Source organism: Nodosilinea sp. FACHB-141 (genome assembly GCF_014696135.1).
GTDB lineage: Bacteria > Cyanobacteriota > Cyanobacteriia > Phormidesmidales > Phormidesmidaceae > Nodosilinea.
Map to the genome: position 1 here is coordinate 209,648 of NZ_JACJPP010000022.1, position 25,118 is coordinate 234,765.

A 25,118-nucleotide genomic window follows, 5' to 3' on the forward strand; every position below is an offset into this window, starting at 1 on the left:
CTAGCAAAGGCTAGGTTGCCCACCCGCACGGTCTGGGTAGTAGGCGCGATCGCCCTTACCGTCAACCAATTTTATCCCGCTGGAAATCTACACACTCATACTCGATGGAGTATCGGCGGGCGTGTAGCAATTAAAATCCTTTGCTAAGACAGTCCTGTTTCGTTCAATTGGGTCAACCATTGGCTTGAGAGCCTTCACCAACCTTGCTCAACTAAAAACTGCGTTTCGCGCCCCATCCTTCCTATACTGATACCTTGGTGTCCGTTACCCTTAGTCGCCCCGGATCAGTTTTAAGGAGTCCCATGTCTGTCATCCGCGCTCTGCATCAACAGTTGGTCAGCAAAGAACGCTCTGCGGTGGAGATTACCCAGAGCTACCTCGACCAAATTGCAGCCCTGGAACCCACAATTCGCAGCTACCTGACCGTGACTGGCGACCAAGCCCTGGCCCAGGCGGCCCAGGTGGATGACCGCATTGCCGCCGGGGAAGACATTGGCCTGCTAACCGGCATTCCCATTGCTCTAAAGGACAACCTTTGCACCCAGGGGGTACGCACCACCTGCGGGTCGAAGATTCTCGAAAACTTTGTGCCGCCCTACGAGTCAACGGTGACGGGAAAATTGCGGGATGCGGGGGCGATCGCCCTAGGCAAAACCAACCTTGACGAGTTTGCCATGGGCAGCTCCACCGAAAACTCCGCCTACCAGATCACCGGCAACCCCTGGGATGTGACCCGAGTGCCGGGCGGTTCCTCGGGTGGCTCTGCCGCCGCCGTGGCCGCTGGGGAATGTGCTGTGGCGCTGGGGTCTGATACGGGGGGCTCCATCCGCCAGCCCGCCTCATTTTGCGGCGTGGTTGGGCTAAAGCCCACCTATGGGCTGGTTTCGCGGTTTGGCCTGGTGGCCTACGCCTCGTCGCTCGATCAAATTGGCCCCCTATCCCGCACGGTGGAAGATGCCGCACTGCTGCTCCAGGGCATTGCGGGCCACGATCCCAGAGACTCCACCAGTTTGGATGTGAAGGTGCCCGACTACACCCAGTATCTCAAAACTGACCTCAAGGGTCGTAAGGTCGGCATCATTACCGAAACCTTTGCTGCCGAGGGCATTGACCCTGCCGTTAGAACGGCTACCGAGAAGGCTATTCAGCAGCTCAAGGAGCTTGGGGCTGAGATTCAAGAGATCTCCTGCCCTCGCTTCCCCTACGGTCTGCCCACCTACTACATCATCGCTCCGTCGGAAGCGTCCTCGAACCTAGCCCGCTACGACGGGGTCAAGTATGGCGTTCGCAACAACAACGACAGCTTAATGTCGATGTATACCAAAACCCGAGCCGAGGGCTTTGGCCCCGAGGTGAAGCGGCGTATCATGATCGGCACCTACGCCCTGTCGGCGGGTTACTACGACGCCTACTACCTTAAGGCCCAAAAGGTGCGCACGCTTATTAAACAAGACTTTGAGGCTGCCTTTGGTCAGGTCGATGTGCTGGTATGCCCTACGGCCCCCACCACTGCCTTCAAAGCGGGTGAAAAGGTAGACGATCCCCTCAGCATGTATCTGTCTGACCTGATGACGATTCCGGTGAACCTGGCGGGCCTACCGGGGCTCAGCCTACCCTGCGGCTTCGACGACCAGGGGCTACCCATTGGGCTGCAGCTGATTGGCAATGCCCTGCGCGAAGATCTGCTGTTTGAGGTGGGTTATGCCTACGAGCAGGCCACAGAGTGGCACCAGCGGGTGCCGTAGTCCACTGTTTAAACGAACTGGATGCGGCGTTGAGTTGAGTGGGGACCTCCCTGATTCGAGGCTTTTGACAGCCGTGTCTTCAGAAAGCTTGGCCTAATCCTGTCAGCTGCTGAAAAATCGTCACAGGGGAGTATAGGGAAGCGGGGCAAATACCCCATAATAGGCAGCAAGCAAGGGGCAAAGTTCTGTTAACCGTCACTGGTTCTAAACACCCACCCGCTTACTCACCTACTTCCTTCCTTTATTCCATGCCCATTGTCAAATTTCTCTTCGGCGTTCTGGGCATTGCAGGGGTCATTTATGTTTCGCTGTGCGGCTGGCTGTGGTTTGCCCAGCGGCGGCTCATGTATTTGCCCTGTCCGGCTCTGGGCGTGACTCCGGATGCGTTTGGCGTAGTCTACGAAGATGTTTGGATTCCAACGGATGGGGCTGGACAGCTGCACGGCTGGTGGCTGCCGGCGAACTCGGGCAATGACCTTACCATCTTGTATCTCCACGGCAATGCTGGCAATGTCTCCAGCAATTTGGGTAAGGCGCTGCAGCTGCGATCGCTAGGGGCCTCTGTGCTGACCATCGACTACCGTGGTTATGGCCAGAGTTCTGGTCCCTTCCCCACTGAGCAGCGGCTCTACGAAGACGCTCTGGCTGCTTGGCGGTTTTTGCAGGTTGAGCAAGGCGTCATGCCTCAACACCTAGTGATTTATGGCCATTCCCTCGGCGGGGCGATCGGCATTGAGTTGGCCAGCCAGGTGCCCCATCTGGCGGGTCTGGTGGTCGAAGCATCGTTCACCTCCATGGCCGATATGGCGACGCTCTCGCAGTACAACCGCTGGTTTCCGGTGCGTCAGCTGCTCACCCAGCGGTTTGAGTCAATCACTAAAGTCAACCGTCTAAAGGCTCCCACCCTATATCTCCATGGCTTGGCAGATGCCTCAGTACCGGCTGTGATGAGCGAGATGCTCTACCAGGCTACGGGTGGGCCAAAATCCCTTTGGTTGGTGCCCAACGCCGACCACAACGACCTGCCTGACTGGGCTGGTGAAGAGTTTGAGCAGCGGCTGCGCCAGTTTTTGCAGAATTATGTGTTGGCTAAGCATTAGTGGCAGCAATTGCTCTGCGAAGCCGATCTGAACTCTGCTCGTAGCGGCGACCTTTAGGGATCTGACGCTCACCTCCCTTATCCACTTACTCCCAATGTCAGCCCCCAACTCAAGAGCTGGCCGGTAGCGCCGGGGGCGTTGTCCACTGCCCGCAGCCGCCAGGTTCCTTGTGCTGGCTGGCCTAGGAGCCGCATTAGCACCGGCGTTGTTTGCAGCGTGTAGGTAGTGCGCAGTTCCGTTTGGCGCCCCAGAGTGCGGCCTTGAATAAGAACCGTAGTGCCGTTGGGAGAAACCAGCGCTAGGCTGATGTCTCCCAAAAACGGGTGGTCAAGGCTGACCTCAACCTGCACATCGGTTACCGTTCCAGTGACGGCTACGGCCACGCTGCTCTCCACTCCACTCGGCTGGTTGTCGGGTATGCTCCGCGCAGTCTGGTTTTGCTGCTGCACGACCTGACCCACCTGCCGCCCCGGCAAAGCCCGCCGCTGGGCCTCGCGCACCGCTGCCGCTGCATTGACCTTGCCGTAGCCAAACCATTGGGAGTGGCCATTGGCATTGTAGGTGCCGTGTTGCAGGCCGAGCTGGGGGTCGGGGGTGCGATCGACAATTTTGTCGGCGGTAGCCTGCAAGATTTCGCGTACCTGCCGAGCTGTCAGACTGGGGTTGACTGAGAGCATCAGCCCCGCCACTCCCGCCACCACTGGGCAGGAGCTAGAGGTGCCGCCAAAGGTGTTGGTGTAGTCTTCACCGGAGTAGCCGGCGGCCTGGGTGCGATCGCTCGTTACCATGCCCCGCCCCGGCTGGTACTGGGTCAGCGGTGGCCCAGTTTGCACATTACCCACTTGGGGCAGGGTCATATTGGGCGGCGCGTTGTTGCTAGGGGCCGCCACGGCGATATGTTCGCCCCAGTTGCTGTAGGCGGCCTTGGTGCCCAGGCTGGTCGAGGCAGACACCGCAATCACATCGGGGTGAATAGCAAACCCGCTCAGCCATCGCGTGGGGCCGCTGAGAGCGTTTTTGGGCCACTGGGTCTCGTTAATGGTGCCGCTGACAGGGCGGTTAGCATTGCCCGCCGAAAACACAATGACGCAGCCCTTGCCATTGCGCCCGGTGGTGGCGGCTCGAGTTAGCGCATGGGTCTGCCGCAGGGTGAGGGGAAAGTAGTTCGAGGCCGGTGACCAGCTACAGACGATCACGGCGGCCCCCCGACGTGCCGCCTCATTAAACAGCTGCTCGATCGCTCCATCGTCGATAAAGCCGGTGGTGCGAATCGGCAAAAAGGCGCAGCCAGGGGCCACCCCCACGATGCCGGTGGCATTTTCTTCGCCAATAGCCAGTCCGGCGACGGCGGTGCCGTGGTTTTCATTCTGCTTAGCGGGCAGGGGCAAAGCGTCTTTGTCTTGCAGATCTAGCGGTGCTACCAGCTTGCCCACTCCCTGAAGATCGGGATGGTTGAGGTCAAACCCGTCATCGCTGACGGCGATCACCACCGATCGCGACCCCCGGGTAATATCCCAAGCCGCCTCCGCTGAGATGTGCGACCCCGCCGCTAAGCTCGGGCCACCGTTATGAAACAGGTGCCACTGCTGGGGGTAGCGATCGTCCGTGGGGCGGTAGAGGCTGCCGGTTTCTATAGACAGGTTTGGCTCTGCTGCCAGCACCATCTCCAAAGCCATCAAGCGGTTAGCGATTTTGATTGGATTTTCGGTCGCCGCTGGGGTAACCCGCACCACAAAGGTATTAGGCATACCCTCCAGAGGGTTTTCGATGGCGATGCCCAAGCTACCCAAAATGGCGTCAATCGTGGCCACAGTCGTGTCAGGGGCAAACTGCACCGTCAGCTGGTCGGTCAGATAGACCCAGGTTTGAGGACTATCGACCAAGCGATATACATGGCTGGCAAAACGGATCGTCGGGTCTTGGCGGGCCGTGGTTAGAGCTGCTTCCAACCTGTTTTCGGCCATCTGCCACTCCACCAGTTGCCCTCCAGCCACCGCACGCACAGCCAAAGGGTGCAGGCGCTGTCGCAGCGGTTCTAATGCTGTGGCTGCCGTGAGACGAGTGGTGAAACGGGTAGGCACTTTCTCGAGCAGCAGCTCTTCGCCGCCGCGCTGCAGGATCTCTCCTCGAAAATCGCTGCGGGGACCACCGTGGGGCAAACGAGCATCAGAGGAAAATCCGGTCATCGATTTGATGGGCTCCAACAGGAACTTTTGGTCGCTAGAGCAGTCTGTGACCTGGCTGTGGCGCTAATTTCTAGCCCTGGGTAGGTGTCTGGCTGAGCCAAAAGTCGGTGCTGCGCCATACCGAGATGATAAGATACCCCAGTGTTTTTCTGTTTAGTTGTCTCGTCCTGCTCGTTGTCCCTCACTGCGTTTTACTCTATGGTCGTTTTCACCCGTTTTCTGCGTCAGTCTTGGGGCGGTTGTGCCGCCGCTGCCCTATCTATTGCTCTGGTTGCAGGGGGATCTGGGGTGGCCCTGGCCCAGGAGGCTGGCGGCTCTGACCCAGCGCGGCCTCTGAACCAGGCCAGCAGCGCTCTCAGCATTGCTTCGGGGCAGCAGCTGATGACCGAGGCCAATGCCGCGATCGCTGACCAAAACTATCCTCTGGCTGAAGAGAAGCTCAAGGCGGCGAGAGATAGTTTCAACCAGATCTCGACCTTCTACCAAGAGCTGGCGCAAATGTTTGTCGGTGTCGACACGCAGATCAACCGCAGCAACCGAGAAAAAGCGCTTGAAACCGCTCAGCTGCGCGACCAGGCTACCTACCAGCTGGCGCTGGTTTATCGCTCGCAAAATCAGGCCAGCGAGGCAGTGCCCCTGCTGATGGAAATTCTGCGCAGCCAGCAGCCCACTCGCGATCTGGGCCAGCGAGCCTATCAACAGCTGTTTGAACTGGGCTTTGTCGATGAACCCTACAACGGCCGGGCAGCTACTACCCCAGTTGAGCCAGCCGAGCCGGGTGAAGCAGCCGAGCCGACCGAGCCAGCCGAACCGACCGAGTAGACGATCGCAGCGGCGGTTTTCTCGATTGCCTATAGCTAGATTCAATGCCCCGGGTTAGCGATCGAGGGTTGCTCCTGGCAATATAGTCCTAGGGGATTCGAGTAATCCCAGCTACCCATCCCACAAGGAAACTGTTCATGATTACTCCCGATCAGGTTAGCGCCATGATCAAGTCTGGCCTTCCCGATGCCGATGTGCAGGTGCAAGATTTGACCGGCGGCGGCGATCATTACCAGGTGGTTGTGGTTTCGTCGCAGTTTGCGGGGCGCAGCTTGGTGCAGCAGCATCAGCTGGTTTATGGAGCGGTGCGCGAGGCCATGTCCTCCGAGGCTATCCATGCGCTAGCTTTAAAGACATATACCCCAGAAGATTGGGCCGCTCAAAGCGCCTGAGCCTGGGCATCGATTTGCCTCAATTGTTTACTCCGTTCTGCAAGGGTATTGACGCTATGGATTCGGCAACTAAAGAAAGGCTCGATCAGCTGGTTCAAAACAACACCATCGTGGTGTTTATGAAGGGCAACAAGCTCATGCCCCAGTGTGGCTTCTCCAACAACGTTGTGCAAATTCTCAACGTGCTGGGTGCCCCTTTTGAAACGGTCGATGTGCTGGCTGACCCAGATATTCGTCAGGGCATCAAGGAATATTCTAACTGGCCTACCATTCCCCAGGTGTACATCAATGGCGAGTTTGTCGGTGGTTCCGACATTCTCATTGAGCTGTACCAAAACGGCAAACTCCAAGAGATGGTTGAGATCGCCTTGGCTTCTTGAAGATTTGGGGTAAAGACAAGGGCCAAGTTTAACTTCGTGAACAACTCCGCTTAGCTCTCGTTCATCAGAGGTTGAGCGGAGTTGTCGCATCAGCACTTAGGCAACGCCTCGCATTGGCGTTGCCTAAGTGCTGATGCGACATAGAGGGTTACCTGGGCCAGGCGATCGCTGCTTGTAGATGGCTGCGATCCCAATCCGGTCCGCTCTAACGCGAGGTTTTGCCGAGGTAGCAGGGGTAAATCTCTAGAATATTGAGCCTCGACCGCTTCCTCTCATCGTGGCAGCAGCTTGTTAATCACGTAGGATTGCTAGGGTGAATTCAGACCTTCGCATCGCGTCATGTCCCCAACTACCCTGCCGGTTGCCTTTCAGCAGCGTCTCGACCAATCTGCCATCACGCGCCCGATGGTGCGGCTGTGGCTGCTGGCCGCCAGCCTGATCGCCCTAGACGGGTTTGACTTTTTTATCATTGGGGTTGCTCTGCCGTTTTTGCAGCGTGACCTTGATCTAGGGCCAGCAGCAGTTGGAGCCGTGGCGGCGGCAGCAGTGGCCGGTTCGCTGCTGGGCTCATTGTTTCTCGGGCCGCTCACCGATAAATTGGGCCGCCAGCCCATGCTGATTGCCGACGTCATTTTGTTTGTAGTAGCTACTGCTGGCACTGCCCTGGCCTGGAACCTGACTTCGCTACTGGTTTTTCGGATATTGGTTGGGGTGGCGATCGGGGCCGACTATCCTATCAGCGTGGCATACATTGTCGAAAATGTGCCCACGCGCCACCGCGATCAGCTAGTGATTGGAGCATTCTCTTTTCAGGCGGTGGGGGCGCTGCTGGGGGCACTGGTGGGCATCGCCACCCTGTATGGATTTTCTGTGGGCTATCCAGGTGACGAGCAGATGGCTATTCACTACGCTTGGCGCTGGATGCTAGGGGTGGGGGTAATTTTAGCGCTGGGAGTGGCCCTGGCACGCCTAGCCGTCTCCTTAGAAAGCCCTGCTTACCTACTGGCTCAAGGGGACTATGAAGGAGCATCCAACATGGCCTCTGAGCTACTGGGGGAGACCGTCACCCTAGAGCCCGATCGCAGTTCACCAGATGGCCAGCTCCAACTCCGCTATCGAGATCTGTTTGCCCCCACCTACCGTCGCCAGACGCTGCTGGCTTCGGTGCCCTGGTTTTTGCAAGATATTGCTACCTACGGGGTGGGCATTTTTACCCCGGTTATTTTGGGTATTTTGGTTTTTGGCGGATCGTCTAATTTGGTGACGCAGACCCTGGCCTCGGCTAAGGGCTCGGCGCTGGTCGATATCTTTTTAATCCTCGGCTTTCTGCTGGCGGTGCTGCTGGTTAAGCGGCTGGGGCCAATTGTGCTGCAAATCGTTGGCTTTTTGGGCATGGCTCTGGGGCTGGGGCTGCTGGCGGCCTCGACCGGGCTGCCACCCGAGAGCCGCACGGCTCTCGGGTTAATTTTTGGCGGCTTTCTGCTGTTTAACCTGTTGATGAATGCAGGTCCCAACGCCACTACCTTTCTACTTTCGGGAGCGGTGTTTCCGGCTGCGATTCGAGCTAGTGGGGCTGGGTTGGCGGCTGCCTTAGCCAAAGCTGGCGCTGTGTTGGGGACCTTTGGGTTGCCGGTTCTACAGCAGACCCTAGGGTTGGCCCCAACGCTAGGGTTGTTGGCGGTGCTGTGCGGGGTAGCTGCTTTGATGACCTTCGTCTACCGTCGAGAAGCATCACAACTGCGACTACTCGGTGATAGGGCAGATGAGGCGATCGCCCCATCATTGCCTGAATAAGCGATTTCCTAGTGGTAATGAGGTAACCCTGAGCATGGCCAAAGCATCAGTGGCAAGCATGGGGCAATGCCCAGCAGTAACCCTAGGCGATTTGTACGTTTCAAATTGAGTGAGTTGGCAAACAATTCATACCTGGCTGCTCTGAAGGAGCCCTCAGCTCGCCGTCATTGCTGAAGCGGCTGCTTCTTCACTCTCGGGGGCGACTTCTTCAAAGCGAATTACATCCTGGCGAGGGCTAGCATGGCTAACCCGCACCTGAAACTGCTCCCCTAGAGCTACAGCCCGGTTGAAGCGCATGGCCAACTCCAGGCCCAAATCTTCTACCATAATTAGCCCTAGTCCTTCGTCTTCCCTCAGCCAGCGCAGCAGCATCACTTCCCACACTCGGTCTTGGTGACGGCGCAGGTATTCTAAGGACCAGTAACGCTTGGTTTGGCGCTCGACTAGGGTGGCTTCGTAAGCCGCAGAACTGGCCCCGATGGCCAACTCGGTCACTTCTGTGGAGGAAAAGGGCAGCGGCTCGCCCCGTAGGTGAGCCTTGAGTTGAAAGTGGGTCACCAAGTCGAGGTAACGCCGAATGGGGGAGGTGACCTGACTATAGCTGTCTAGCCCCAAGGTGGCATGGCGGCTGGGGGTAATACCCACTTCACTGCGGGTCATGCAGCGGCGAATAGCCGAGTCACGCACCCAACCCGTAGGCAGCTGAATGAGTTCTTCATCCGAGGGCAGCTCCGGCTGGGGTTGGCTGCGAAAGGGAATTGCTAGAGCGTGGGTTTGCCCATAGCGAGCGGCTACTTCTCCCGCTAAAATCATCATTTCGGCTACCATTTGCCGGGCCGTGGAGTCGTTGAGAACCTCGATAACAATGTCATCTTCGGCCTCAGACACCTTGATGCTCGACTCGGGCATGTTGATACTGATCGCCCCCTGGGTGAGCCGCCACCGGCCTCGCACCTTGGCCCAGTGGGCTAGCCCTTGCAGCTCGGGCTCAGCGGTAATGCCTAGCTCCAACATTTCGTCAACGTCGTCGTAGGTCAGTCGATAGGTAGGACGAATTAGCGTGGGGTGAATTTGATAATCCTGAATATCGCCATCGGCTGTCAGGGTAATGCCAAAGCTGAGGGCACAACAGGTTTGGCCCTGAATTAGACTCATAGCCCCGGTCGCCAGCTCCATGGGGAACATGGGAATCATGCCGGTGGGCAAATAAACGGTGGTGCAGCGGCGGCGGGCTTCTAAATCTAGATCGTCTCCGGGCATAAGCCAGCGGGTCGGGTCGGCAATATGAATCCAGATACGCTGGGTGCCATCGCCTAGAGTCTCTAAGCTCAGGCCGTCGTCGATTTCTTGGGTGCTGGCGTCATCTACGGTGTAGGCCTTGAGGTGGGTGAGGTCTACCCGGTGGGCATCGGGGTCAGGCGGCGGAGACTGGAGACGCTGCTGCGCCATGGTAAGGGTTTCCTCAGAAAAGTGACCGGGAATTTGGCTGCGCCTGAGAGCCAGGTTTTCGTGGACGCTCCACAATCCCAGTGACACTAGGGTATCAAATGCACCCGCCGCTGTCGGGTTAGTACCCAGAGCATTAAGAATTTCTACGGCCTGGGTGCGCTGGCTCGACTCGTCGCCAAACAGCGCTAAGCGCTCAAGGATTTCGAGGCGAGGCCGATCGCTCTTTTCCCAGCTGACGGTCTCCCCCGCCATGGCCTGACGGGCCTTGGTGATAAACGATTCCCACTCGTGCTGGCGCTGGGCTTCGCGTTCGAGCTGTAGCCGTAGCTCATCAACTTGGGCAGCAGGGCGAGGTTCGTAGCGATCGCCCTTTTGCTTAAAGAAAATTTTGTCCTCTACCAGCAGTCGGTGGGCTGCGTAGCAAAAGGTAGGGCTCTGGTCAGAAAATAGCAGCTCTGCCAAAGTCGCTGGGTCAGCAGATTCCCCAGATTCAATTAAAAACTCCCAGGCAATCTCTAGGCTAGAGGGATCGATATATGACCCAGCCTCTGTCGTGAAGGGAGCAATGTCAGTGGGTTTATAGGTGTTGCCGCTAACCTCATAGGTGAGATCGCGGGGATGAAGGGTGTGGGCTTGACCCCGCTCGTCGATCACAACCCAGTTTTTTTTGCCCTCGGGGCGATCGACAACCCCTAGACGGGGCTGCCCCTGGTGCTTAAATTCGACTAACGTTCCTTTGTCAACCAAGCCAACACCCTAGCGATCGCCATCCCTAGCCTAGCCTAGCCTTCCCCATTCACATAGGGCAGCAGGGCGATAATCCGCGCCCGCTTGATGGCTGTGGTGAGTGCCCGCTGTTGTTTAGCGGTCAAGCCAGTGATGCGGCGGGGCAAAATTTTGCCGCGCTCGGTGATGAACTTGCGAAGCAGATCGACATCTTTGTAGTCGATCGGGTCTTCGGGCTTGATTGGAGATACTCGACGACGAAAATAGGCCATGGGTGCTAATTACTTGATTTCTTTGTGGATAGCGTGCTTGTTGCAGTGGGTGCAGAACTTTTTGAGTTCGATGCGGTTGGTCGTGTTACGACGGTTCTTTTGGGTGGTGTAGCGCGATACACCGTTAGAGCGCTTGTCGGGGTTGGTCCGGCATTCGGTGCACTCTAGGGTTATGACGAGGCGGACGCCTTTAGCCATGACTGTTTACCTGAAAATAGGGCGGGCAGAAATAATACACAGTCTTTCATTATTTCATAGGCTGCTCAGATCTGCCAAATTTGATTTTTTGAAACTTTGGCAGGGAGCGAAACGGGGGGGAGGTAGCTATGTAGGGTGCATTCGCGAAGCAATGCACCACTAGACTCGGCAGTATAGCTAGTGGCAAGGCCTGCGGCGCATAACTGGGGTCGAAAGCTAGATCTGCTGCTGGGGCCATTTCGCTGGCCCCAGACCCCCATCGAGAAAGGCGTTCCGCCGCCCTTCACCCCACGGAAAGAACTAACCGATCATCGGTTTAAACCTTTGTTCTGCCAATCAACCTGTGATCAACATTCATCCTCTCACCTTCCTCACTACCCATCCACTCGTCCACCCATCTACCCCGTCACTCCCCTAATCCGTCACCTTCTGCTCCACGCCAAACCCAACCAGCGCTAGGTTATCCAACGCTTCTCCCTCAGCGGGGCGGTGGTAGTTGAGAATGCGGCGAATGCGCATGTTGGGATTGACTAGCAGAATGGAGTCGACGGAGACCACGCGGGTGTAGGGGGTGGTCATGAGCAGTTCGTGATTGCTCTGGTTGTAGGTGAAGGTGGAGATGATCGGGCGGTCTTCTTCGTAGGCGCGATCGCGCAAATAGTCTCCCGCTAGCATGGTCCCCTCTTGCTGCTTGGGCACAAATAGGGCTCGCAGCTCCTGGGAGACCTCTTCGCCTTTGTCAGACACGGTGTGGAAGGCGAGCTGAAAGCCGGGCAGCTGGTCGATATTATCTATCGGGTTGTAGCCGTTGTCGGCTAGCACTTTGCGCCGCAGCTCGGGGGTGATGGCATCGACGCGAAAGTCGGTGTGCGATCGCTCCACATCTTGCTGAGCAATGTAGTGGTAGGTGCGCTCAATCGACCATTGGCCAATGCAGCAGTTGAAAAAGTAGGTGATGTCGGCTAAATCCATTGTGTTAGCCCAAAGGAGTGCATTACCTCCTACGGTACCAGGGTTTGCGGAGGCTCTCATCAACCGCCTAAGACCCTGCCTTCAACGCATTCAAGCCTTAAGTATTAATGCTTACAGAATCTCCCGTGAGACTGCGTAGGATAGGCGAAAGTTTGGCTAAATCACCCACTTGGGTCATTGTCGGACGCTTACTTGCCCATTATGATAAAAGCTAAAGTTAAGAAGTTTAACAATCCTGCTTTTCTGGATTGACTTTTGCTGCTCCATGTCCCTCTCTTTGGATGGCTGATTATGCCCCTCTCCACTGATGTTGCCCGCATTTTGGCTGAACCTTTGGTGCAGGCCTTTTTTCAAGACACTGCCGGAGACTGGCGCTCGGAGCGTCGCTACTACACCCTTAAGAGTGGCGAAACTCAGGAAGTGGTCAGCCAGATCACGATTGAATTTCTGGAGGCTGGTGCAGATCAGCTTCTGGAACTTGCCGATTTACACCAGCTCGATCCTCAAAAGCCATTAATCTGCGGCACCACCGTCACCTGGGAAAGCGAGTACGTAGGCACCGGCAAAAAGCCGGTGGCGGGCAGCACCATTTTTGGGGTGCGCGGGACGACCTTGTATCGCGATCGCGGCTTTGCCACCTCTAAACCTGTCACCGCCCAATACCACTTCACCGACAGCCGCACCCTGGTGCTCAAAACCCAGTACAACGACTCTTCTTTTGAAGAGGAACTGCGGCTAATCGGCCAGCGCTACCGCACCCGCCAAACGGTGATTTCCCGCGCTGGAGAACAGATTATGATTGGGCAATACCTGGAAACTCGCCTTTGAGGTTAATTTTGGGGCCTAGAAGCTGCTGGGCAAGGGCTCCCTCGGTTTAGCATTCTGGTATAGCCATTGCCAGAGAAAAGAGAATGCTAATCGATCTGAGCCACACCGTAGAGCACGGCATGATTACCTATGAAGGTATTCCTGGCCCCATCATTTGCGATTTTCTCAGCCGAGAAGCCTCGCAGGCCCACTACGCCAAAGGCACCACTTTCCACATTGGCAAAATCGAAATGGCGGCCAACACCGGTACGTACATCGATTCGCCCTTTCATCGCTACGCCGAGGGCAAAGATTTATCAGAACTGCCTTTAGAATCCATCGCCGATGTCGATGGGCTACTGTTTCGGGCTGACCTAGCGCAACGGGCGATCGGCCCAGAGTTGTTTGCAGGGGCAGCGGTTCAGGGCAAAGCTGTACTTGTACATACCGGGTGGTCTCAGCACTGGCGTACGGCTCAGTACTTCAAAGGGCATCCCTTTTTAACCGCAGCAGCGGCAGAATGGCTCCAAGCTGCTGGCGCTCGATTGGTGGGCATTGACTCGCTCAATATTGACGACACTAGCGATGGCCATCGCCCTGTGCATTCAATTTTGCTGGGTGCAGATATTCCCATCGTTGAGCACATGTGCAACCTCGAAAGTCTTCCCGAGTCGGGATTTAAGCTACACGCCGTGCCCGTTAAGGTCCAGAACTTTGGCACGTTTCCCGTGCGGGTTTACGCAGTTACTTAAGATTGATGGTTGCATATAAAGTTTCGCCAGGCTCAGTCGAATCTGACAAGATTTCCCTAACCTGCGCTTGAGCTGTAATCCATGGAACGCTTAGTTAGCCACGGCGCATCCTTCGGGCACATTGCCTTGGTCAGAAAGCTTTGGGTAGGTAAGTGGTTCATCACAGTGCAGCGGGGCACAGGAATTGGCAAGGGTTAAGCACCGCCTGACGCTACTCCGCAAATATTAGGACCTTCTAGAATCTTTAGCGGGTTTGAACGACGGTAGGGCTCACCAAGCCCCAGTGAGGGTTACCGTCGCCCGTGGTTAGGCTGACCCAGCCTAGCCCTTCGCTGGTGCCCACCCAGATCTTGTTGCCTGTGTTGGGCGACAGTGACAGAATGCGCCCGGAGGGCAGAGACGGCACCTGACCCAGCAGTTCGCCGCTGTCGGGCTTGATCTTAAATAGACCTGTGGTGGTGCCCACCCAAACATTTCCGGCCTGGTCAAACTCGACCGTTTGCACGTTTTTGTCGCGCATTGTCCCCACCGATCGCACCAGCTCAGACCGCACCGGGTCTACGACCAAAAGACTGCTGGCTGTACCAACCCAGAGATTTCCTTCAGGGCCGAGGGTGAGCGACTGCACCGCGCCGCCGGGCAGGTCGCTGACTTCGCGAACGGGGAAGGCATTGGCGGTATTGATCTGTACTAGGCCGCTGAGGGTGCCAACCCAAAGGTTGTTGTTGCCGTCGAGGGCGAGGGCGTTGGCGCTGACCCCCGGCAGGCGCTGCACGGTGGTCATGAGCAGGCCGCGATCGGGACTGATCATAACTAGGCCGCGATCGGTACCGGCCCAGAGAAAGCCGCGGCTGTCTACCAACATCGACAGCACCCGGTTAGAAGGCAGGGTGAAGTTTTGAGCGGTAATGACGTTAGTGCGTGGGTCGACCCGTACTAGGCCGTCATAGGTGCCCACCCAGATCCGCCCGACCCGGTCTTGGGCTAGAGACTCTAGGGTGCGGCTGGGCATTCTAACCCGTTGCAGTACTTGCCCGGTTTCGGGATTGATGCGAGATAACCCTGCCCAGGAGCCAACCCAGAGGTCGCCAGTAAAGTCGGGCTGTAGAGCGGTGACGCGATAGTCGCTGGTGAGGGGAGCTTGAGCGATCGCAGGGGCTAGGGAGCGGTGGGCGTCGGCGAGGGGTGATAGACGCGGAGCGGTTTCCCCGAGGGTAAGGGATGGCTGATGAAAACTTCCCGGTGACAGCGTTAGCGACGATAGAATCAGCAGGCTTAACATAATCTCTCCCCACGGTTTGCGGTGGCGTGCAATAGCCCCTAATGAATGACTATCAAGGGTTTGGGCACCTCAAGCGTTACAGTATATCGACAATTTCAGAGAGCGGAGTCTTTGGGGAGATTTTACCTGCCAGCACTGTCGGGGACTAGAACACGGCCTGCTTCAAAGAACTTGAGAAACCCACACCTTGGTTCATCTGGATTCATAGTTTTTAGTTATGAATGTATACAGATCTTCCAAAATTAAACTTATCCAATCGCTGATAGTATGCTAACCATACGGTAATTAAAAATACTAAAAGCATTTGCAGGGTTAGCCGTTTTGAGGGCCGGCTTTGAGGGTGCTTTGGTATTTCTACTCGTCTCAAATTAGCGTGGACTGACCGGGGCTTGGGCTGAGCAGAGGCTTCCTTAACTGAGGAAGCTTGTTTGTGTGTGGCTGGGCTGCAGGGGTTCGCTTGAGGGATTTCTTAGATTCACAGGAAGGGAGACATGTCTTACTCTCAGACGACGACTCAATCAAAAGCTGGATACAGCGCCGGGGTTAAGGACTACAAACTGACCTACTACACCCCGGATTACACGCCTAAGGATACCGATATCCTGGCGGCGTTCCGGATGACTCCCCAGCCCGGCGTACCGCCCGAAGAGTGCGCTGCTGCTGTGGCTGCTGAATCTTCCACCGGTACCTGGACTACGGTGTGGACCGACCTGCTGACCGACATGGATCGGTACAAGGGTCGTTGCTACGACATCGAGCCCGTGCCCGGTGAAGACAACCAGTACATCTGCTACGTGGCTTACCCCCTCGACCTGTTTGAGGAAGGCTCGGTTACCAACCTACTGACCTCCCTAGTCGGTAACGTGTTTGGCTTTAAAGCCCTGCGCGCCCTGCGTCTCGAAGACCTGCGCATTCCCGTGGCCTATTTGAAGACCTTCCAAGGTCCTCCCCACGGTATTCAGGTAGAGCGCGATCGCCTCAACAAGTACGGTCGTCCCCTGCTAGGCTGCACCATTAAGCCCAAGTTGGGTCTGTCGGCGAAGAACTACGGCCGCGCCGTGTATGAGTGCCTGCGCGGTGGTCTCGACTTCACCAAGGATGACGAGAACATCAACTCCCAGCCCTTCCAGCGCTGGCGCGATCGCTTCTTGTTTGTGGCCGACGCCATTCACAAGTCCCAGGCTGAAACCGGTGAAATCAAGGGTCACTACCTGAACGTCACCGCCGCCACCTGCGAAGAGATGATCAAGCGGGCCGAGTACGCCAAAGAACTCGACATGCCCATCATCATGCACGACTTCTTAACCGGTGGCTTTACCGCCAACACCAGCCTGGCTCACTGGTGCCGCGATAATGGTGTGCTGCTGCACATTCACCGCGCCATGCACGCTGTGATCGACCGCCAGAAGAACCACGGTATCCACTTCCGCGTACTGGCCAAGTGCCTGCGTATGTCCGGTGGTGACCACATCCACACCGGTACCGTTGTGGGCAAGCTAGAGGGCGATCGCGCCGGCACCCTGGGCTTCGTTGACCTGCTGCGCGAAAACTACATCGAGCAAGATAAGTCTCGCGGTATCTACTTCACCCAAGACTGGGCTTCCATGGGCGGCGTCATGGCTGTGGCCTCCGGTGGTATCCACGTGTGGCACATGCCCGCGCTGGTGGAAATCTTCGGCGACGACTCCGTGCTGCAGTTTGGTGGTGGTACTCTGGGCCACCCCTGGGGTAACGCGCCGGGTGCTACCGCTAACCGCGTAGCTCTAGAAGCTTGCGTTCAGGCCCGTAACGAAGGCCGTGACCTGGCCCGCGAAGGTGGCGACATCATCCGCGAAGCCTGCAAGTGGTCGCCCGAACTGGCTGCCGCCTGCGAACTGTGGAAGGAAATCAAGTTCGAGTTCGACACCGTTGACACCATCTAAATGGCTAGCGGGTACTGTGGTACCCGTTGGCAGGCGGTTGAGGGCGTGTTGGCTAGTCCACCGATCCGCAGGTTCTTGAGAATCCTTGGGAATGCTGCACAAGTTACCGAATATTCGCACTATTCGGGCTTAGATTCAGGGCTACCGACCGCCCCCTGGTGGGGTCTACGTCAATCGTTCGAGAGACACCAATGGACCTTAAGCAAGCGGCTAAAGACACTGCTAAGGTGCTCACTAGCTATCTGACTTTTCAGGCCGTGAAAACGGTGCTGGATCAGCTCAAGGAAACCAACCCCTCCCGTGCCTATTGGCTCAACGCTTTCTCAACCAAAGAAGCGCTCCAGGATGGTGAAGCCTACCTGAGCGCCCTGCTGGAAGAAAGCGCAGACCTGGCGATTCGGGTGATGACCGTGCGGCAGCACATTGCAGAAGGTATCTGCGAGTTTTTGCCCGAAATGGTAGTCACCAGTATTCAGCAGGCCAATATGGAACACCGCCGCCAGCATTTAGAGCGCATTACCCAGCTCGGAGCTGCCGAACACGCCGTAGATTCAGAATTTGTTGAGGACACTGATGTCCCGCAAGAATCCACGGCTGACAGCGACCCCTCCCCTGAGTAGGCGATTGAGTTCAACTCTGTTGCTCATTCATTTAGTTCACGACGTCAGCCGATCGCACCCTAGTTAACCTAACGAGGACCTATGAAAACTCTGCCCAAAGAGCGTCGTTTTGAAACGATGTCTTACCTGCCCCCGCTCACCGATGCCCAAATCGAGCGGCAAATTGCCTACATCCTGAAGCAGGGCTATTTCCCCGCCATTGAGTTCAACGAAGCCTCGAACCCCGAGGAGTACTACTGGACCATGTGGAAGCTGCCCCTGTTCAACGCCAATTCTACTCAAGAAGTGCTGAGCGAAGTGCAGGCCTGCCGTTCTGAGTACTCCAACTGCTACATCCGCGTAGTGGGCTTTGACAACGTCAAGCAGTGCCAGATCGCTAGCTTCATCGTGCACAAGCCCGGTGCTACCAACAGCGGCTACCGCTACTAAGGTCTTACCTGTAAAGGGTTAGACAACGAGACAAAGGGCGGAGAGGATAACCTCTCCGCCCTTTGTGTTTTGGAGACAAGCTTGAATAATCTACTGGCCGGCTTCGAAGATCTCGTTGGCCATTAGCCGCAAATTCGGAAACCCTGGCGAGACAATATTGTCTTGCTGGCGAAAAAGCTGAGTTTCGTAGACGCCATTAGCCCAGCGGCAAATAGTGATGGTCGGTTGCTTAGGATTGCCAATGTAGCGGCGGCCGCCCAGGCCCAGGTAGTCCACAATCCAGTATTCACAGATGCCCATGGCTTCGTAGTCTTCAAACTTACGGGCGTAATTATCGGGCCAGTTGGTTGAGACAACTTCCACTAAGAGCTTGATCGAACTGGCTAGGGTAATCACCGATTCCCGCCTCCACAGAGGCTCTTGGGCCAGCGCGGCGGTATCCACCAATAGGCACGTCTGGCTTATAGCCACTCTCATAGCCCAAGGCTGCACCAGTACTGTATTGGGGATGAAATAGTTGAGGTTTTCCTGCTCTAGGAGAACATTAAACTTGCGGTTCAATAAACCTACTACTTGCTCATGTGCCCCCGTCGGCTGCACTTCAACTACCACTCCATCGTGCAGCTCGTAGCGTCCGGTTTCTGGCAACCAGGCCAAAAACTCCTGCAAGCTCATGTACGGCTGAGATGACGCCTGAACCATGGGTTTAACCCCATGTCGGCATCAGTGAATGATGCTCTTGAGCGCAGAGGACTGGTAGGGTTTGTGCCCACTTGCCAGCCCTAAACTGATTCTACAAGCTAGCTCTTAGCCTAGCGGTTGGCACAGGTGGCCAGCAGTTGCTGGTCTAGCTCCGAGAGGGTGGCGATCGCATGCAGGCCCTCTAGCTCAGTGACTCCCGCCCCGCCGCTGCTGCTGGCGACGGCGGTATCGGCTACCATTGCTACCGAATAGCTCGATTCGCTCTGGTCATAGGCATTGGTGATCACCAAGTCGAGGGCAGCGTTGCCCACTGTGCCGCGCACACAGTCAAAGGACGACGAGGGCTGATAGATAGCCCCATTCAGGCGGCCTTCCTGAGCTTCAAATACAAAGTAGATGGCCCCTACCGTATCAGCCACTGGCGACTCACCGTAGAGATAGGTGCCGTTGGGGATGGCAGGGGTGCTCCCCGATGCGCCACCAGCCATGGCCGAAAGCCCGACCACAGCGGCGGCAGCGGTGGCTAAACGACGCAGGCTGGTCTGGACGCGATCGCCCCCGGTGAGGAGTTCGGTTTGGGCAGAAAAAGTGGGGGAAGAAGCCATTACGGGGGGATTTCACGCGACATCAGTAATATCCCTCTAATTACCGATGCCCGTGGTGATAGCTCCCCTTAGCGGGGGTGACGTTAGTAAGGTGAAGGTGTGATCTAGATCAGTCTTGCTTGCTATGATCAGACGCTCAACGCATCAACCGCTGCAACCGCCGCATATCAAGCTATTTGGCTTCAGCGTCGGGCTGCTTGCACTTGTTATAGAAGGATGCTCTTTAGGCCCGATGAAGGGCGTTGAACCAATAAAACCGACCCTGAAAGTACCTGCCCTAACGGCACCTCAAAATCTCGCTACAGACCTAACAACGCCTTCCGAGCCCGCCACTGTCTGGCAGCACCTCCAGCAAGCTGATAAGCAACTCTATGTAGTGCTACTGCGCCATGCCCTAGCTCCAGGCACAGGTGACCCGGCTAACTTCCGTCTGGGTGACTGTACGACCCAGCGCAATTTATCTACTGAGGGGCAAGACCAGGCGCGGCGCATTGGGGCAGCGTTTCGACAGCGAGACATTGCTGTGGTGCAGGTCTTGTCTAGCCAGTGGTGCCGATCGCTCGACACCGCTACGCTGATAGATCTAGGGCCAGTGGAACCGTTTGAGCCGTTGAACTCATTCTTTAGCGATCGTAGCCCTACCGCCGCGCAAACTGCCCAAATTCGCGACTATCTGCGCCGCCAGCCCGACCGGGGCGTCATTGTGATGGTTACTCATCAGGTCAACATCACAGCGCTGACTGGGGTGGTACCCGGCTCTGGGCAGGCCGTTGTGGTGACTCTCGATGAGGGAGGAAATTTAGTGCAGGTAGGGTTGTTGGACGTAGGGAAGTAGCTACAGGTGAAAAAGAGGGCAATAAAAAAGGAAGGAGCATAACTCCTTCCTCAGCTTTGAAATTGTTGGGGTTTAGCTTAAGACAAGCTTAGACTTCCTCAAGACGGGCGTAGAAAACGCCCTGAACCTTGATGTCTACTGGCTCAGCAGTGCCCATGTCGGTATCAGAGGGCTGCTCTGCTTCAAAGGTGCCGCCAATCTCGCCAGTGGCGCTGTCGATCTTAGACACCCGCAGGGAGATATGACCCTGACCGACGTCAAAGGATTTTACATTTTCCTTCTCATACTCTTCGCTGTCGCCGCTGCCAGGTAGCGCTACAGCGCTGTCATAGCCAGTGGCCAGACCGCGGCCCTTGGGGTCGAGGAAGTTAGAGGTGCGGTAGGAGGGCACTGAATAGTCACCCTCAAAGTCGATGGAGCTGTTTAGAGCGCTTTGCCCCGGTTGGGACTTAGCAGTCAAACCCTTGACGGTAAACAGGAAAGGCTCTTGCTGACCACCGGGAAGCTGAACGGTAATGGCCTGGAAATCCATGCCGCCGGTCTCAGAGAACAGCAGACTACCGTCAGAATCTACAGTCAGATCGCCGCGTACCTGGTCTAGGCTCGAGGTGTAGCGGGTTAGCACCTTACCGGGCACATAGGTCGCCTCTTGGCGCTTGGAGGCTTCTTCCTTCACAAAGTAAGCGGTGGGCTCAATGCACATGCCTACAAGTTCATAGGTTTTGCCACTGTCGAGGGCAATGCTGCCTCGGGTCATTTCTGAAAGCTGGGGGCACTTGTTGGCCAGGCCAGTGTTACGAATTTGGTCATAGGTTAGCGGCACACTACTGGTGGCACTGGGCGCTTCGCTACAGGCTGTCAGTACACTCAGGCAGATGGCCAAGAACGCAACTAAGAGGGCGCGATACCTCATGGTCTACCTCAAAATTTAGTATGTAAAAGGCGCTGTCAAACTACTCAAATAATGCGACAGCCGTCAGCTCTGGGCTGCTATGGCGCTGGCCAGAAAGCCCTGGCGCGAAACCATGGCGAACAACTTAAATTTTGCTCGCTAGCCCGGCAACAACGCTGGGCCTGCCCTCAGCCAGTAAAGCCTCAAGTAAGCATTCTACATGGCTCTGGGACTCTTTCCTAGAAGATCGGGTCGGTACTGTCGGGGTGCTGGTATCTTGGGGTAAACCCAGTTGGGCTAAGGGTTTCAGAGTTAAGGCTAAATCAGAGCTTTACCCGTGCTGATGCTGGTTTTGACGACCCAACCGCTAACGTTAAGCTATCTAACAAAATCTCTAGCTAGACCCATGACTGACTACCCGCCCGGCGATCGCAGCGACAGTCTATCCAAAGATTTGAGCCAGCTGTCTGACCTCATTGATCAGGCTGCCCTGGGTCGCAAGGGCAACAGTACCGATTTGCTAGCCCTGCTGCGGCTCCTAGAGCGGTGTCACCGCGACATCTGCGAAACTCTTTTTTACGAGGCGCTGCCCGACAACCGCCAGCATCTTTACGCGCTGCTAAGAGATATCGAAATTAACGGCGGCTGGCCCTACATTCAACGGATGAAGCTTCAGGCGCTGTTGACTAACCTGCCTGATTTTGACTTTGATACCTTCTCCCCCTCGATAGTGCTTCCCCTAGAAGAGGATCGGTTTCCAGGGGAAGAAAAGTGAGCGGCGGCTGCCTGGGCATTGGGGCTACAGGTTTTGTGGGCAGAGAGAGAAAGTGCAATCCGACAAGGACTCTTTTGCTAAGTCAGCTAATCTAGTGTCTTCACCTGGGCTGACTACCACAACTAGTGGTAAGCTGAGCCAATTTCGATATTGTGGCTGGCGTTGGGGTGCCCAGAGGGCACTGGCCTAAACTGACTACTCCCTAGGGTCACTTTGTGGTTTAAACGCTACCTTAGCTTTCGGCACAACTCCTTTTTCGTCGCACCTATGGTTAGTCATTCTTTTACAGCTCGGCTCCGTAGTTCGCTGCAGCGGGTGGCTAAACCACTGCTGATGCCGAGCTTGGCCCTAGCCGCTGGACTAGCCAGTTTGGGATTGCTGCCGGGTAGCGGTATGGAGCGAGCGCTGGCACTCAACGCCTATTGCCAAGTCACCCAAGAAGCTGCTCTAGCCAAAGAAAATTTGCGCAAAGCTGCCCTGGAGGGTGATAGTGCGGCCCAGCAGCAGTACGAGGCCATGGTGCGTCAGCACACTGAGGATCTACGCCAGTGCCGCAGCCGCACCTGGCCCCAGCGTCAGGCGGTGTGGGTGCGCCTTTACCCCTGCGACCTACAGCCCGGCATTCTCGATGCTCTGTTCGATCGCATCGTAAATCTCGGCTACAACGAGGTCTACGTAGAAGCCTTCTATGGTGGCCAAGTGCTGCTGCCCCAGGGCGACAACCCCACCGTGTGGCCCTCGGTGGTGCAATCCCCTGGCTACGAGCGCCGCGACCTACTGGCTGAATCGATTGAGTCGGGCCGCCAGCGAGGGCTGCGAGTTGATGCTTGGGTGTTTGCCCTTAATTTTGGCTATTCCTACGGGTTGCGCAGCGATCGCGAGCAGGTGCTAGCCCTCAATGGTCGCGGCCAAACCACCTATACCTACGCCAAAGCCGGGGATTCTAGCAACCCTGACGAGGTCTTTGTTGACCCCTACAATACTCAGGCCCAGGATGACTACAGCCGGTTACTGGGGGCGATACTGCGGCGACAGCCTGACGGTGTGTTATTCGACTATGTGCGATACCCCCGTGGTGTTGGCTCCAACTCCGTGGCCGACAGCGTTGACGACCTCTGGATCTATGGTCAGGCCTCGCGAGATGCGCTGTTTCGCCGGGCGGTGAACCAGCAGGGGCAAGAGCTGATTCGCCGCTACATCAGCCGGGGTCACCTGGTCGATCGCGATATTCAAGAGGTGCGCGACCTCTACCCCAACGAGGCCGAACCGCTGTGGCAGAGCCGTACCCCATCCCCGCCGCTGCAAGCGGGTCAGGCGCCGCCTACTCCAGCCAGCTTGCGCCCCCAACTGAATGCTGAACTCTGGCAGTTGAGTGTGGCCCACGCCGTGCAGGGGGTTGTGGATTTTGTGAAGGTCGCCGGGGAGCAGGTGCAGCGCAGCGGCATTCAATCCGGAGCGGTGTTTTTTCCGGAGGGCAACCAAACGGTGGGTACCGGTGGCTATGACTCGCGCCTGCAATATTGGGAGCGCTTTCCCACCTGGATGACCTGGCACCCAATGGCCTACGCAGTGTGCGGCAACACGGGCTGTATTTTGGATGGGATACGTCGGGTGCAGACGATGATTCCTAGCGGCACCTCCCCCACTGTGACTCCAGCATTGGCCGGCATTTGGGGGCAGGCTACCTACAACCGACCGGCTTTAGAAACGCAGATGGAAGCGCTGCGGCGATCAAATCCTGAAATTACCTCAGTGAGCCACTTTGCCTACTCCTGGCAAGACCCTGAGTTCGATCGCGTCAGAAAGTTCTGTTCGCTCCAGTGAGCTAAGCGTCTAGGGTTCAGGGTTTAAGGTTTACGACCGGCCTTGAACCCTCACCAACCGGTCACCTCAGGCTTAGCAGACCAATAGTTTTAGTCTTTAACAGGTTGGGTGGTGCATGGCGGAAACCTTGAGCTTTCTGTATTCTTGAGGTTTCTTCGACTTATTCATCTCGCCCCATGGAAGAGCCACAACCGCAGTCTGGCCCGGTTACTCTGGTGATCTCAGAGGTGGTTGAACCTAGCAAGGTCGATGCCTACGAAGCTTGGACAAAAGGCATTAACCACGATGCTAGGCAGTTTGAAGGCTTTTTAGGGGTTGAGATTATTCGCCCCCGCGACCACACCCACCCCGAGTATGTGGTGATTATCAAGTTCGAGAGCTACGATCGCCTGCGCCGCTGGCTAATATCGCCTACCTACCGCGCCTGGATGGATCAATCCTATGGACTGATTGCGGCGCGATCGCAGCAGCAGCTTCCCAGCGGCCTAGAGCTATGGTTTACGCTGCCCAAAGCGCGCCTTGGCATGACAGCGCCACTGCCCTCGCCGCCTTACTACAAACAGGTGGTGCTAGGTGTCTTAGCGGTTTACCCGCTAATTTTGCTAGCTAATCGACTGCTGGGACCGCTGCTGGGGGGGCTGCCGCCACTGCTGGGCCTGCTCATTTCGGTGATTTTTGTCTCAGCTTTGCTGACTTATCCCGTAATGCCGTGGCTCAGTAAAAGCTTAGAGTTTTGGCTGTATCCCACAGGACGAAGGTAGAGGGGTGTAGAAAAAGAACGAAGATAGAAGAGCAAGAAATGAAAAAGAATGCTCACTTTAACAAGCTAGGTTTTATAACCTCTTATTTTTGAGATCAGGAAATACTCACATGTCTGATGAAATCAAAATGTTTATTGTCTAAGTTCAATCCCGCTGCAACACGAAAAAGAACGGGCATTCCATACCCTTCAAATCCATTAGGCCTAGCACCGTGCGATCATCCACCTTGCGAAAGATATCGTTGATTGGGAGGCTGTCGTAAATCATCGTTGCGGTCTCCTTACCCCGATAGGTGACTGGGCGAAGCCGCGCACAGGATTGATTGGTAGAAAACAAAAAAAGGCTAGCCTGAAAAATATTGCCTACAGCCTCTGACTTTGGAATTGGCAATCGATCAATCCAGCCAACTAGTGGCAACATCCAAGTTGGATTGACGCTGGCTGTGTCGCCATCTGCAGTCTTAAAGACAAGCGGGTGAACGTGCTCTGTGGTCTCAAACCGTTTGCCGTGCCAGTGATAGGCTTCGAGAGCACCATCGAGAGGATGATCAGTAGGAAAGCTTGACCCTCGCCATGAGCCAATCATGTCACTGACAGCAACGGGCTCAAGACTGTCAAAAATATCTAGGGCCTCAGCAGTGGTTGCTTTACCAATGGCAGTAGCTTCGGAAAATGTTTTCATGGTGGCGATCGCTAAGAGTACAGCGGCTAGAGCAACGACTATTTCAGCTAAACGTAAGTGTGTACGCTATGCCATCGCAATTAAGGTGCATAATCAAGCGCGATCTAAGTCCGTATGACTGCCAACGATGCTTATCAAATAGGATGATGTCTTTAATTTTAACGTCTTACTAATGAAAGAACTTGCTGAAACCTA

25 protein-coding genes are annotated in these 25,118 nt (G+C 56.1%); 15 read left to right on the plus strand and 10 right to left on the minus strand.

The annotated features are described in order from the left end of the window. The first annotated feature begins 302 nt into the window (after positions 1-302). A complete protein-coding gene (gene gatA, locus H6F59_RS23390; RefSeq protein WP_190706445.1) occupies positions 303-1,745 on the plus strand; it encodes an Asp-tRNA(Asn)/Glu-tRNA(Gln) amidotransferase subunit GatA in 1,443 nt (480 codons plus the stop codon). Between the two features lie 248 nt (positions 1,746-1,993). Then, positions 1,994-2,845, plus strand: a complete 852-nt coding sequence (locus H6F59_RS23395) for an alpha/beta hydrolase (RefSeq protein WP_242021638.1) — start codon at positions 1,994-1,996, stop codon at positions 2,843-2,845. A gap of 77 nt (positions 2,846-2,922) precedes the next feature. Here the strand turns inward: H6F59_RS23395 and H6F59_RS26870 are convergent, their stop codons facing one another. Next, positions 2,923-5,031, minus strand: a complete 2,109-nt coding sequence (locus tag H6F59_RS26870) for a S8 family serine peptidase (protein WP_190706449.1) — start codon at positions 5,029-5,031, stop codon at positions 2,923-2,925. Between the two features lie 198 nt (positions 5,032-5,229). Here H6F59_RS26870 and H6F59_RS23405 point away from each other — a divergent pair, with 198 nt between their 5' ends. The 4 genes from H6F59_RS23405 to H6F59_RS23420 all read left to right on the plus strand — a co-directional run bounded on the left by H6F59_RS23405 (position 5,230) and on the right by H6F59_RS23420 (position 8,419). Then, positions 5,230-5,853 (plus strand): hypothetical protein, encoded by a 624-nt coding sequence (locus H6F59_RS23405; RefSeq protein WP_190706453.1) that lies wholly within the window; start codon positions 5,230-5,232, stop codon positions 5,851-5,853. Between the two features lie 137 nt (positions 5,854-5,990). Continuing rightward, a complete protein-coding gene (locus H6F59_RS23410; RefSeq protein ID WP_190519824.1) occupies positions 5,991-6,245 on the plus strand; it encodes a BolA family protein in 255 nt (84 codons plus the stop codon). Positions 6,246-6,301: 56 nt separating this feature from the next. Further along, positions 6,302-6,625, plus strand: coding sequence for a Grx4 family monothiol glutaredoxin (grxD, locus tag H6F59_RS23415; RefSeq protein ID WP_190519821.1), 324 nt, complete (start codon positions 6,302-6,304; stop codon positions 6,623-6,625). Positions 6,626-6,964: 339 nt separating this feature from the next. Beyond that, a complete protein-coding gene (locus H6F59_RS23420) occupies positions 6,965-8,419 on the plus strand; it encodes an MFS transporter (protein ID WP_190706456.1) in 1,455 nt (484 codons plus the stop codon). Positions 8,420-8,572: 153 nt separating this feature from the next. Here H6F59_RS23420 and H6F59_RS23425 read toward each other — a convergent pair whose 3' ends face one another. The 4 genes from H6F59_RS23425 to H6F59_RS23440 all read right to left on the minus strand — a co-directional run bounded on the left by H6F59_RS23425 (position 8,573) and on the right by H6F59_RS23440 (position 12,036). Further along, positions 8,573-10,615, minus strand: a complete 2,043-nt coding sequence (locus H6F59_RS23425) for a ribonuclease catalytic domain-containing protein (RefSeq protein ID WP_190706459.1) — start codon at positions 10,613-10,615, stop codon at positions 8,573-8,575. A 35-nt stretch (positions 10,616-10,650) separates the two neighbouring features. After that, a complete protein-coding gene (rpsR, locus tag H6F59_RS23430) occupies positions 10,651-10,866 on the minus strand; it encodes a 30S ribosomal protein S18 (protein WP_073610307.1) in 216 nt (71 codons plus the stop codon). A gap of 9 nt (positions 10,867-10,875) precedes the next feature. Further along, the gene (gene rpmG, locus H6F59_RS23435) at positions 10,876-11,064 is read right to left on the minus strand and encodes a 50S ribosomal protein L33 (protein WP_190519813.1); all 189 of its coding nucleotides are present in this window, start codon (positions 11,062-11,064) and stop codon (positions 10,876-10,878) included. Positions 11,065-11,478: 414 nt separating this feature from the next. Then, positions 11,479-12,036 (minus strand): phycobiliprotein lyase, encoded by a 558-nt coding sequence (locus tag H6F59_RS23440; protein WP_190706462.1) that lies wholly within the window; start codon positions 12,034-12,036, stop codon positions 11,479-11,481. A 291-nt stretch (positions 12,037-12,327) separates the two neighbouring features. On the opposite strand from H6F59_RS23440, the gene H6F59_RS23445 reads away from it, so the two are divergent. Further along, on the plus strand, positions 12,328-12,864 hold the full coding sequence (locus H6F59_RS23445; protein ID WP_190706466.1) for a phycobiliprotein lyase: 537 nt from the start codon (positions 12,328-12,330) through the stop codon (positions 12,862-12,864). An 83-nt stretch (positions 12,865-12,947) separates the two neighbouring features. Further along, positions 12,948-13,595 (plus strand): cyclase family protein, encoded by a 648-nt coding sequence (locus H6F59_RS23450; RefSeq protein WP_190706470.1) that lies wholly within the window; start codon positions 12,948-12,950, stop codon positions 13,593-13,595. Positions 13,596-13,839: 244 nt separating this feature from the next. Here the strand turns inward: H6F59_RS23450 and H6F59_RS23455 are convergent, their stop codons facing one another. Then, the gene (locus H6F59_RS23455; protein ID WP_190706474.1) at positions 13,840-14,877 is read right to left on the minus strand and encodes a two-component regulator propeller domain-containing protein; all 1,038 of its coding nucleotides are present in this window, start codon (positions 14,875-14,877) and stop codon (positions 13,840-13,842) included. Between the two features lie 491 nt (positions 14,878-15,368). Here H6F59_RS23455 and H6F59_RS23460 point away from each other — a divergent pair, with 491 nt between their 5' ends. The 3 genes from H6F59_RS23460 to H6F59_RS23470 all read left to right on the plus strand — a co-directional run bounded on the left by H6F59_RS23460 (position 15,369) and on the right by H6F59_RS23470 (position 17,848). Continuing rightward, positions 15,369-16,799 carry a form I ribulose bisphosphate carboxylase large subunit gene (locus tag H6F59_RS23460; protein ID WP_026072509.1) on the plus strand — a complete coding sequence of 477 codons (1,431 nt, stop codon included), beginning with the start codon at positions 15,369-15,371 and terminating at the stop codon, positions 16,797-16,799. 191 nt (positions 16,800-16,990) lie between these two features. Further along, entirely contained in the window at positions 16,991-17,419 is a 429-nt protein-coding gene (gene rcbX, locus H6F59_RS23465; RefSeq protein ID WP_190706478.1) for a RuBisCO chaperone RbcX, read from the plus strand. An 81-nt stretch (positions 17,420-17,500) separates the two neighbouring features. Further along, entirely contained in the window at positions 17,501-17,848 is a 348-nt protein-coding gene (locus tag H6F59_RS23470; RefSeq protein ID WP_190706480.1) for a ribulose bisphosphate carboxylase small subunit, read from the plus strand. A gap of 90 nt (positions 17,849-17,938) precedes the next feature. On the opposite strand, the gene H6F59_RS23475 is transcribed toward H6F59_RS23470, so the two are convergent. Together H6F59_RS23475 and H6F59_RS23480 are read right to left on the minus strand one after the other, a co-directional pair. Further along, positions 17,939-18,550 carry a Uma2 family endonuclease gene (locus H6F59_RS23475; RefSeq protein ID WP_190706483.1) on the minus strand — a complete coding sequence of 204 codons (612 nt, stop codon included), beginning with the start codon at positions 18,548-18,550 and terminating at the stop codon, positions 17,939-17,941. 110 nt (positions 18,551-18,660) lie between these two features. Next, positions 18,661-19,155 carry a hypothetical protein gene (locus H6F59_RS23480; RefSeq protein WP_190706487.1) on the minus strand — a complete coding sequence of 165 codons (495 nt, stop codon included), beginning with the start codon at positions 19,153-19,155 and terminating at the stop codon, positions 18,661-18,663. 232 nt (positions 19,156-19,387) lie between these two features. Between H6F59_RS23480 and H6F59_RS23485 the strand changes: the two genes are divergently transcribed. Then, positions 19,388-19,990, plus strand: a complete 603-nt coding sequence (locus H6F59_RS23485) for a histidine phosphatase family protein (RefSeq protein ID WP_190706491.1) — start codon at positions 19,388-19,390, stop codon at positions 19,988-19,990. 88 nt (positions 19,991-20,078) lie between these two features. Here the strand turns inward: H6F59_RS23485 and H6F59_RS23490 are convergent, their stop codons facing one another. Next, positions 20,079-20,903 carry a photosystem II manganese-stabilizing polypeptide gene (locus H6F59_RS23490; protein WP_190519794.1) on the minus strand — a complete coding sequence of 275 codons (825 nt, stop codon included), beginning with the start codon at positions 20,901-20,903 and terminating at the stop codon, positions 20,079-20,081. 385 nt (positions 20,904-21,288) lie between these two features. Between H6F59_RS23490 and H6F59_RS23495 the strand changes: the two genes are divergently transcribed. The 3 genes from H6F59_RS23495 (at position 21,289) to H6F59_RS23505 (ending at position 24,242) form a co-directional block, all read left to right on the plus strand. Further along, positions 21,289-21,657, plus strand: a complete 369-nt coding sequence (locus H6F59_RS23495; RefSeq protein ID WP_242021639.1) for a hypothetical protein — start codon at positions 21,289-21,291, stop codon at positions 21,655-21,657. 267 nt (positions 21,658-21,924) lie between these two features. Continuing rightward, positions 21,925-23,481: a hypothetical protein gene (locus H6F59_RS23500; RefSeq protein ID WP_190706494.1), complete on the plus strand. Its 1,557-nt coding sequence runs from the start codon at positions 21,925-21,927 to the stop codon at positions 23,479-23,481. A gap of 176 nt (positions 23,482-23,657) precedes the next feature. Next, on the plus strand, positions 23,658-24,242 hold the full coding sequence (locus tag H6F59_RS23505; RefSeq protein ID WP_190706498.1) for an antibiotic biosynthesis monooxygenase: 585 nt from the start codon (positions 23,658-23,660) through the stop codon (positions 24,240-24,242). Positions 24,243-24,386: 144 nt separating this feature from the next. Here the strand turns inward: H6F59_RS23505 and H6F59_RS23510 are convergent, their stop codons facing one another. After that, on the minus strand, positions 24,387-24,923 hold the full coding sequence (locus H6F59_RS23510; protein ID WP_190706502.1) for a DUF4334 domain-containing protein: 537 nt from the start codon (positions 24,921-24,923) through the stop codon (positions 24,387-24,389). Positions 24,924-25,118 lie beyond the last annotated feature (195 nt).